The organism is Streptomyces sp. JW3, from assembly GCF_052216785.1.
Lineage (GTDB): Bacteria > Actinomycetota > Actinomycetes > Streptomycetales > Streptomycetaceae > Streptomyces.
The window spans coordinates 1-489 of record NZ_JBQOUX010000272.1; the positions used below are offsets into that span (position 1 = coordinate 1).

Consider the following 489-nt stretch of genomic DNA (forward strand, 5'->3'; position numbering starts at 1 on the left):
CGGAACCGGTCCGGGCCGATGGCGATCATCAGGGACAGGCCGATCGCCGAGTCGAAGGAGTAGCGGCCGCCGACCCAGTCCCAGAACTCGAACATGTTGGCCGTGTCGATGCCGAAGTCCGCGACCTTCTCCGCGTTGGTCGACAAGGCGACGAAGTGCTTGGCGACGGCGGAGTCGTCACCGAGGGCGTCAAGCAGCCAGGACCGGGCCGAGGTGGCGTTGGTGATCGTCTCGATGGTGGTGAACGTCTTGGACGCGATGATGAACAGCGTTTCCGCCGGGTCCAGGTCGCGGGTCGCCTCGTGCAGGTCGGCGCCGTCCACGTTCGAGACGAAGCGGACGGTCAGGTCCCGGTCGGTGAAGGCGCGCAGCACCTCGTAGGCCATCGCGGGGCCCAGGTCGGAGCCGCCGATGCCGATGTTGACGACATTGCGGATACGCCGGCCGGTGTGACCGGTCCACGCGCCGGACCGCACCCGGTCCGCGAAG

1 pseudogene is annotated in these 489 nt (G+C 68.1%); it reads right to left on the minus strand.

Annotated features, from left to right (window positions below):
- A pseudogene (locus ACTT8P_RS38460) lies at window positions 1-489 on the minus strand (glucose-6-phosphate isomerase); the annotation flags it as partial.